General features: G+C 58.5%; 2 protein-coding genes. Both read left to right on the top strand.

Going from position 1 to position 2,766, the window contains the following annotated elements; all coding sequences use genetic code 11:
• Positions 1-338: 338 nt before the first annotated feature.
• On the top strand, positions 339-971 hold the full coding sequence (locus ACGHU1_RS16785; protein ID WP_160733277.1) for an isoprenylcysteine carboxylmethyltransferase family protein: 633 nt from the start codon (positions 339-341) through the stop codon (positions 969-971).
• A 255-nt stretch (positions 972-1,226) separates the two neighbouring features.
• Positions 1,227-2,717, top strand: a complete 1,491-nt coding sequence (locus ACGHU1_RS16780; protein WP_390588845.1) for a multicopper oxidase family protein — start codon at positions 1,227-1,229, stop codon at positions 2,715-2,717.
• The last annotated feature ends 49 nt before the right edge of the window (positions 2,718-2,766 follow it).

Genomic DNA, 2,766 nt, shown 5'->3' with positions numbered 1-2,766 from the left:
TTTGCCATCGTTGGAAGGTCAAGGGGTGGTCTGAGCCGATTAGAACGCTGTGCGCCGGGCGAACTTCTTTCTTCTATTAGATAATCAACCCCGGAATGGAGTGGTGTTGCCACGCCGCAGGCTACTCTTTTGCGGTCGATGAAAGCCGCGCTTGACCTTCCAACGATGAGAAGGCGCATATTACCCTCGAAGCTTTGTTGGCGGATGATCACGGATTGCCTGCTCTTGCCCGTTCCATCGAACGCAAATTCGTAGCGACGACTGATCGGTCGGTAAGACGGCCATCTGGCGAACGGCGGGCGAGGCTTACTAGAATCGAAGACAGGAGAGAATGACCGATGGCCTGGGGTATCGCCGCAGTGATGATCGTGATCGTGTCGTGGATCTTTTACCGGTATTTCGCGCCAACCGGCTGGCGGGAATGGACTGGCGCAGGGCTCGTCCAAGCCTTCATAATCGCTCTTTATGCTGAAATGTTCGGCTTCCCTTTGACCGTATACCTTCTCATACGATCGTTCGGGATTGATCGGGAATATGTCAGCGCCAATCTGTGGTCTACACTCGTGGGTCTGGGCGAAACCGGGATGTTTGTCTCGATGCTGATAGGCTACTCGCTAGCCTTCATCGGCGTGGGAATGTTCATTCACGGATGGCGCGCGGTCTATAGGGCGCGTCACGACGAACGGCTTGTCACCGATGGACTATATCGTTTCGTACGGCACCCGCAGTATACCGGGTTGTTTCTCGCCCTGTTCGGAGAAGGCGTCATTCACTGGCCGACAATCTTTTCGGTCGTTCTCTTCCCGGTCATCGTGCTCGCCTACTATCTTCTCGCGCGCAAGGAAGAACGCGGCATGATCCGTAAATTTGGCGACGAGTATCGCGCTTATATGCGCAAGGTTCCAATGCTGCTGCCACGCCCCCGTCGTTGGAAAGAGCTGGCCAAGAAATCGCAGCAGCCAAGAAGCTAACAGGACCTGGACCGAGCGCCAACTCTGAATACCCATATCAAGAGAAACGGCGCTGGACCCGGCGAACGTTAGGCGTGAAATTTCGGGGTGGAGGATAATTGTCCTGCACCTGCCTGCGCGTCCTTCATACAGAGAAGTTTCGGGGTCTTCCGTGCCTTTAACGGCTGATGTCCAATGGGCCGTCTTGACCTTCCCATGATGGGAAGGGCTACATTGTGGGTCGAACCTAAATCTGCCGCTGCGGAGATGCTCTCTATGCAATCAAAAGAATCACGATTGACGCGCCGCGCGGTCCTCGCCGGTTCCGGTGCTCTGGCCGTTGGCGGCGGATTGGCCGCCGTTCTGGGAGCCGGAGGTAGAACGCCGGTGGGTGCCAGCACAACCGCCGGTCGCCGCGTCCTCAAAACCGTAACGACCAGCGCGCCACTTATCGACAAAGCCTTTCAAATACCGGTGTGGGGTTACAATGGCTCGGTACCGGGTCCTGCTCTCAGGCTTGGGCAGGGAGAGGCCTTCGAGGTCCTGCTGGAAAACGCTCTGGAGGAAAAAACAACCATCCATTGGCACGGCGTTCGTGTTCCCAACGCGATGGATGGCGTTCCCCACCTCACCCAGCCCCCCGTGGAGCCCGGCGAAAGGTTCAGATATGCCTTTACGCCGGAGGATGCGGGCACTTTCTGGTACCATCCCCATCAGCGCAGCTTCGAGCAGGTCGGTCGCGGCCTCTACGGACCGCTCATTATTGAAGAGGCAGATCCGCCGCAGGTCGATCGCGACCTCGTCTGGATGCTCGACGACTGGAGGCTCAATGACCAGAGGCAAATAAGTGGAGGGTTCGGCAGGCGGCACGACGCGATGATGGCAGGCCGGATCGGCAACACGATCACTATCAACGGAAAGCCGTCGGCACCACTGATCGCGAGGCCGAATGAGCGGATCAGGCTGCGGCTCGTGAACGCTGCCAATGCCCGCATCTTCGGGCTCGATTTCGGTGAACTCGATCCAATGGTCGTCGCGCTCGACGGCCAGCCCGTCGAGCCTCACCGTCTAAGCGCGCCCCTGCTTCTCGGGCCGGCAATGCGGGCGGATCTGATCGTCGATTTCGATTATCCCGCCGGGACCCGGCATTCACTGCGCGATGTGTTCTATGATGGGCTGGAATACGAACTCACCACATTCGAGTGTCAGGGCAAAGAGGTCAGGGAAAGACGTCTGCCCGACCCCGCGCCGCTGCCGCCCAACCCTCTCGCCGAACCCGAACTGGCAACGGCCGAGCGGCACCGGATCATATTCGGTGGCGGGATGATGGGCATGATGGGGCGAACAGCCAGCGGCTCTGACGCGAGGAACGAGCAACGAACCGGCTCCGGCATGATGATGGGGCGGATGGGAGGTTCGGGAATGATGTCCGGAGGAATGATGGGCTGGACCGTCAACGGTGTTTCAGCGAGCGGCCATGTTCACGATCCGATTATTTCCGCCGCGCGAGGAACCACGCTTCTCCTCGACATGACCAATGAGACTGCGTGGTGGCACCCGATCCATCTGCATGGCCACAGTTTCCGCGTCTTGTCGCGCAATGGACAGCCGACACGATATCAAGAGTGGCAGGACACCGTCCTCATGGCGCCCGAAGAGCGCGTCGAGATCGCATTCGTAGCGGACAACCCGGGCGACTGGATGTTCCATTGCCATATTCTCGAACACCAGGCCGCAGGAATGATGGCCACCATTCGAGTTAACTAGGGTCCAGACCCATAAACAGGATTCCCAGCAGCGCCCTAATGTGATTCAC

The sequence above is a fragment of the Erythrobacter sp. MTPC3 genome (assembly GCF_042854385.1).
Lineage (GTDB): Bacteria > Pseudomonadota > Alphaproteobacteria > Sphingomonadales > Sphingomonadaceae > Erythrobacter.
Note: the sequence above shows the minus strand (reverse complement) of the source record. Positions and strands in the feature narration are given on the sequence as shown.

Excerpts from the sequence above, each read along its gene's own strand:
- ACGHU1_RS16785 (WP_160733277.1), top strand. The coding sequence starts at position 339 with ATGGCCTGGGGTATCGCCGCAGTGATGATCGTGATCGTGTCGTGGATC.
- ACGHU1_RS16780 (WP_390588845.1), top strand. The coding sequence starts at position 1,227 with ATGCAATCAAAAGAATCACGATTGACGCGCCGCGCGGTCCTCGCCGGT.